Annotated in this window: 10 protein-coding genes; all 10 read left to right on the top strand. The window is 58.4% G+C overall.

The features are described from left to right. The first annotated feature begins 344 nt into the window (after positions 1-344). The gene (locus tag EXZ48_RS33885) at positions 345-944 is read left to right on the top strand and encodes an Nmad5 family putative nucleotide modification protein (protein WP_130521431.1); all 600 of its coding nucleotides are present in this window, start codon (positions 345-347) and stop codon (positions 942-944) included. Between the two features lie 62 nt (positions 945-1006). Further along, positions 1007-1396 carry a hypothetical protein gene (locus tag EXZ48_RS33890; RefSeq protein ID WP_130521433.1) on the top strand — a complete coding sequence of 130 codons (390 nt, stop codon included), beginning with the start codon at positions 1007-1009 and terminating at the stop codon, positions 1394-1396. A 255-nt stretch (positions 1397-1651) separates the two neighbouring features. Then, entirely contained in the window at positions 1652-1852 is a 201-nt protein-coding gene (locus EXZ48_RS33895; protein WP_130521435.1) for a hypothetical protein, read from the top strand. Beyond that, the gene (locus EXZ48_RS33900; RefSeq protein ID WP_165909513.1) at positions 1849-2529 is read left to right on the top strand and encodes a ribonuclease H; all 681 of its coding nucleotides are present in this window, start codon (positions 1849-1851) and stop codon (positions 2527-2529) included. The genes EXZ48_RS33895 and EXZ48_RS33900 overlap by 4 nt, the downstream gene beginning before the upstream one ends. After that, the gene (locus tag EXZ48_RS33905) at positions 2529-3191 is read left to right on the top strand and encodes a hypothetical protein (RefSeq protein ID WP_130521439.1); all 663 of its coding nucleotides are present in this window, start codon (positions 2529-2531) and stop codon (positions 3189-3191) included. The genes EXZ48_RS33900 and EXZ48_RS33905 overlap by 1 nt, the downstream gene beginning before the upstream one ends. Continuing rightward, complete coding sequence (locus EXZ48_RS33910; protein ID WP_130521441.1) at positions 3188-3565, top strand: single-stranded DNA-binding protein; 378 nt, start codon at positions 3188-3190, stop codon at positions 3563-3565. Before EXZ48_RS33905 ends, EXZ48_RS33910 begins: the two co-directional genes overlap by 4 nt. A gap of 8 nt (positions 3566-3573) precedes the next feature. Beyond that, entirely contained in the window at positions 3574-3993 is a 420-nt protein-coding gene (locus EXZ48_RS33915; protein ID WP_130521443.1) for a hypothetical protein, read from the top strand. Then, positions 3990-4406, top strand: a complete 417-nt coding sequence (locus EXZ48_RS33920) for a J domain-containing protein (RefSeq protein ID WP_130521445.1) — start codon at positions 3990-3992, stop codon at positions 4404-4406. The genes EXZ48_RS33915 and EXZ48_RS33920 overlap by 4 nt, the downstream gene beginning before the upstream one ends. Next, positions 4403-4585 (top strand): hypothetical protein, encoded by a 183-nt coding sequence (locus EXZ48_RS33925; protein WP_130521448.1) that lies wholly within the window; start codon positions 4403-4405, stop codon positions 4583-4585. The genes EXZ48_RS33920 and EXZ48_RS33925 overlap by 4 nt, the downstream gene beginning before the upstream one ends. Beyond that, the coding region (locus tag EXZ48_RS33930; RefSeq protein WP_207900602.1) for a hypothetical protein at positions 4582-4952 on the top strand (371 nt) is incomplete at its 3' end. The genes EXZ48_RS33925 and EXZ48_RS33930, both read left to right, overlap by 4 nt.

The raw sequence follows: 4952 nt of genomic DNA on the forward strand, positions 1-4952 counted from the left end.
GGTTCCAGATACCCTTGTGCTTGCCAGTCCCTTGAACCTGATTGCCGGTTCACCGCTTGCCACCCCAACCTTGCACGCTTTCACCAGATAGTCGGCTCTCAGTGGCCCCGAAACGTCTGGCTAGGGCTTGGGGATTGCACCCGGTCGCCCGTCTGATGGCGACACAGATACACCCACTGATTCTACGCCGTCAACGAATTTATGATTTTCTCATAATTTATGTTGACAGGCAGTTATGATTTTCTCATAATCCCCTCATCCCAAGCACGAAGAAGCCAACGCCGATCTGCTTGAACCGATCATGAAACGAAGCCCGACGCCGGGAACGAAGAGGAGCAAGGGAAATGAGCGCGAGACTTACGAAGCACATACGCGAGGCGATCACGAAGGCAGCGCTTGCACACCGCTTTTGCGACGAGGTCAAATCGCTAATCGACGCCAAGGCTGACTTTGGCCGCGCAGTCTACGACGACCTCTACAAGAAAGAAGACCGACAGAAGATGGCAGACCTGCCCGCTGGGTGGCTTCCGGAAAATGACAGCTTCGGCATTCAGTTCGGCGCCTCTTTCTCCCGCGTCTATTTCTCGGGCTACACTTACGGCCCCTTGATGCGGGCGACCGATTACAAGAGGTCCGACAAGTTCCGTATACTTTCGAAACACGCTTCGGGGTGCGCCAAGGTATACGACGCCACTCATAAGTTGAGTGCAACGCATGAGGGCTTGCGGTCACGAGAGGCCGACCTGAAGTCTGCCTATGATGCAGCGGAGCGCCAGATGACCGCCGCGCTAAACGCCGTGACCACTGTCAAGCGCCTCATCGAGACGTGGCCGGAAATCGCTCCTTTCGCCACTAAGTACGAGACCGAAGCCCCCTATCTCCCGGCTATCCCTACCGGACAGCTCAACAAGATTTTGGACCTCCCGGTCTCAGAAGCCGCCTGATCCCCTTCGGCATCCGCCTTCACCCGGGCGGATATCAAAAGAGATCACCAAGGAGCATCGACATGCACCGCAGCCAGTTTTGCACCGCCCGCGAGACGATCCTCACCAAGCTCGCAGCATCCAACGGCTTCTACTTCGAAGAAGGCGACCGTCACGGCAAGGTCTACGAAAGCCTTCGCCACGCCGTCACCCGCCTGACCGCTGACAACGCGGCCGCATATTTCCGTTTCGATCTCGACACCCTGTCTGCCGAAGACATCACGGAAGAATTCGCTTCCGAATGGCTGAACACCTTCAAGGGCTCGCCGGAAGACGAAGATCAGCTCCCGACCTACGTCCGCACCTCTCAAGCCTGGGACGACTGGTGCTCTGATTTCACCGTCGAAAACGGCCTTGCTTTCACGCAGCGCAGCCACGGCACGCTCAATCACCGCCAGCAGTTTGGCGCCTAGCAATTCACAGCCGCCCAGCGGCTACAGAGGAACACCATGTCTCGCTGCGATTTCAACACATACCGAGAATGCAGTTGTAGAGCATCCGGAGTTCCCTGCCGTGCGGCTCCCCCTGCAGTCGAAATTCTCAAGCAGGCTAACAACAAGGCAGCGAGTACTGACGCGCTCCTTCTTGCCCTGCTTGCCACCATTGTTTTCGCAATCGTGTTCTGTTCCGGCCTCACGGTCGGGCCGGTGAATGTCTAGGAGGATGTGATGTCGTACCCGTCCGTAACCTCCCTTCGCCAGCACGCCCTGCACGCCAGAATGATGGCGGAAGAGTACCGGTCGGAAGGCCGATTTTCCGAAGCTGACCGGCGCGAGGCCGACGCGGAATTCTACATGGATCTGGCGCACCGAGAGGAATGGCGCTTGCTTCAGAAGCTCAACACCACACCAGAAGGAATTGCGGCATGACCCGCCTTTACCTCGATATCGAGACTATCCCGGCTCAGTCTCAGGATGTACGCGACCGTATCGCCCAGTCCGTCAAGCCGCCGGCAGCCATGAAGAAGGCTGAGACCATCGAAGCATGGGAGCGCGACCAGAAGCCAGAAGCGGTGAAGGAGGCTATTTCTCGGACGGCGCTAAACGGTGCATACGGCCATATCTGCTGCATCGGATGGGCAATTGACGACGCAGCAGCACAGACGGTCTCCATCCATCACGCCGACGATGAGATTGATATCCTCGTGAACTTTTTCGATCTGGTATCGAAGGAAGGGCGGAAGACGCGCCTTTTCATGCAGCCGGTCGGTCACAACGTCATCAACTTCGACCTCCGCTTCATCTGGCAGCGCAGCATTGCCTTGGGTGTCCGCGCCCCGGTCTGGCTTCCCCGAGATCCTAAGCCATGGGGCGGTGAGGCCTTCGACACGATGACGGCTTGGGCCGGCGCCCGAGATACGATCAGCATGGACAACCTTTGTGCAGCTCTCGGCCTTCCCGGAAAGGGGGATATAGACGGCTCCATGGTTGGACAGCTCTTCGATGAAGGCCGCCACGAGGAAATTGCCGAATACTGCCGCGCCGATGTTGAGCGCACGCGGGCAATTCACCGGAAGATGATGCTCACGTTTGGGGAGGCAGCATAATGGCTCTTGATCCCCGCATCGAGGCCGTCCGTACCGACTACGGGCTTGCCGTCGAAGACTTCTGGCAGATCCCGCAGAACAAGCAGTGGGTCTGCAAGCATGCCGCTCTTGAGGTTGTCGCCACCAAGGCCGGTGTCGAGTGGAGCGCTCCGCAAATCATCGAAGCGAAGACGGCTGATGGCATTGCCGTACTGGCCGTGACCGGCAAGATGGGCACCCGCGTAGAGTGGGCTACCGGTGAGGCCAGCCCGAAGAACAACAAGAATTCGTACCCGTGGGCCATGGCCGAAAAGCGCGCCAAGGACAGGGTTGTTCTGAAGCTCGTCGGCATCCACGGTCTTGTCTATTCGGAAGACGAGGCGGACGATTTCAAAACTCCGGCTAAAACGGCAGAACGTAGGGAAGTTGGATCCGCCCTGTGGGACGAGCTTTCAGCCATTCGCACGATGACTGGACTACAGAGCTTCTGGATAGACCACCAAGACACCATCAAGGCCATGGACGAGGTCAACCGCCGCCGCTTCACCGAGCGGAAGGAGGCGATGAAACGCGACCTGTCGGCCAAGACGGACATGGTCAAGGACATAGAAGACACTTTCCCCGGCTCCCGCGTCGTCAATGAAACCGTCCGCGAGCAACACGTACTGGAGGCAGGCGAATGAAAATCATCACCCTTGCGGGCACGATTGGCAAGGACGCCGTCCTCCGCCGCACTCAGGCCGGCGAACCGATCCTCGGCTTTTCCGTTGCCGTCGATGACGGGTATGGCGAGAACAAGAGCACCATGTGGTTCGACATAGCCCTTTGGGGCAAGCGCGGACAGTCGCTCGAACCTCACCTGAAGAAGGGCACGAAGGTCACGGTTTCGGGTGAATTTGGCCAGCGCCAGCACGAGAACAAGACGTATTTCACCTGCCGCGCCAGCGATATCACTATTCAGGGCGGCGGGGAACGTCGGGAGAAGCCAGCAACCGATCGTCATGACAGCTATGGCAATGACCTCGCCGGCGCCATGAACGACTATTTGCCGTTCTGAGGTGCGTCATGGCCAAGACCGAACAGCCCCCGCTCTACTGCATGCGCCGCGGCGACACCCTGATAGGGGAGATGGAAGCCGACCGCGAATGGATCAGACAGCAGCCGTACGACCAGCGCATCAAGGTTGCGCTCTCCACTGGACGCTCTCCGTCGAAACTGCGCTTCTACTGGTCGTTCCTCGGCAAGGTCGTCAAGGCTACCCACTGTGCTCCGTCCACGGAGACCCTGCACGACGTTGTGAAGCTGCATACCGGCTTCGTCACGCCGGTCATGGTCAAGGGCTTCACCGTCGCCGTCCCGAAGTCGATCAGCTTTGCCAGCATGACGGAGAGCGAATTCAACACGTTCCTGGAGACGGCAATCGAGTGGATTGCCCAGACCTACGGGATAACGCCGGAGATGGCTTTTGCGGAGGAAGCGGCATGAACGACTTCCTGATCTTCGGCGTCTATTTCGTGATCTTCGTATTTTTCGTCTCGGTTTCTTTCGCCGGTAACGAGAAAGCTAAGGAGTGCTGGATGATAACGGCTCGTGAAGAGCAGCGCCGTCGTTACATCCTCGAGCGGGAAAAAATCCAGCAGGAGTTGGATAGCCTTCGCCTCAAAATAGAAATGCAACGCAGGGCTTACTCTGCTGCTGCGGCAGCTACAAGGCAGCCGATAAAGCCTTGGTGGTGCGACGTTTTAGGCGTCCCGGCCAATGCGACGGCGGAGCAGATTTCCCGAGCCTACAAGCTACTGGCCAAGAAAAATCATCCAGATCACGGCGGCGGTGAGGAAGCCATGAAGAGACTCAATGTGGCCAGATCGGCGGCTTTAAGCGCGAGGGCAAAAGCATGAGACGAACCTACTACACCGTATCCGAGAAGCTCCAAGCCGAGCCGCACACCCGCCGCACGACGATCGAGAGGCTGGAGGCATTCGAAGCGAAATACGCAGCCCTTCGGAACAAACCACGACTCAAGCCGCAACGTAAGTTGAACGCTTTCCTCAAGAAGATTTTGGAGTTTCTAAAATGATGGCCTTTGCCGTTCGCCGTGAACCAACGGCCTTCGCCCTGGATAAGTCGAGTAAGGCCACGTCGTCGTTCAAGGACGAGGCGCACCTTGCGTTCATCCGCAAGCTTCCGTCCGTCATCTCCGGCGCGTTCGGCTGCGATGCCTGCCATATCCGGGCCGGCTCACCCGCGCACAACAAAAAGCGCACGGGCGGGGCTCAGAAGCCGTCCGACTGCTGGACCGTCCCGATGACGCGAGAAGAGCATATGGCTCAGCACGCCGTCGAGGAGCTGGCCTTCTGGCGCCGTCAGGGCATCGACCCGTTTCAACTCGCGATCGATCTCTACTCCGTAACCGGAGACGTGGAGGCCGGCACGGCGATCATTCT

The organism is Shinella sp. JR1-6 (genome assembly GCF_004284735.1).
Lineage (GTDB): Bacteria > Pseudomonadota > Alphaproteobacteria > Rhizobiales > Rhizobiaceae > Shinella.

Coding starts and splice junctions, on each gene's coding strand:
- EXZ48_RS33885 (WP_130521431.1), top strand. CDS start 345: ATGAGCGCGAGACTTACGAAGCACATACGCGAGGCGATCACGAAGGCA.
- EXZ48_RS33890 (WP_130521433.1), top strand. CDS start 1,007: ATGCACCGCAGCCAGTTTTGCACCGCCCGCGAGACGATCCTCACCAAG.
- EXZ48_RS33895 (WP_130521435.1), top strand. CDS start 1,652: ATGTCGTACCCGTCCGTAACCTCCCTTCGCCAGCACGCCCTGCACGCC.
- EXZ48_RS33900 (WP_165909513.1), top strand. CDS start 1,849: ATGACCCGCCTTTACCTCGATATCGAGACTATCCCGGCTCAGTCTCAG.
- EXZ48_RS33905 (WP_130521439.1), top strand. CDS start 2,529: ATGGCTCTTGATCCCCGCATCGAGGCCGTCCGTACCGACTACGGGCTT.
- EXZ48_RS33910 (WP_130521441.1), top strand. CDS start 3,188: ATGAAAATCATCACCCTTGCGGGCACGATTGGCAAGGACGCCGTCCTC.
- EXZ48_RS33915 (WP_130521443.1), top strand. CDS start 3,574: ATGGCCAAGACCGAACAGCCCCCGCTCTACTGCATGCGCCGCGGCGAC.
- EXZ48_RS33920 (WP_130521445.1), top strand. CDS start 3,990: ATGAACGACTTCCTGATCTTCGGCGTCTATTTCGTGATCTTCGTATTT.
- EXZ48_RS33925 (WP_130521448.1), top strand. CDS start 4,403: ATGAGACGAACCTACTACACCGTATCCGAGAAGCTCCAAGCCGAGCCG.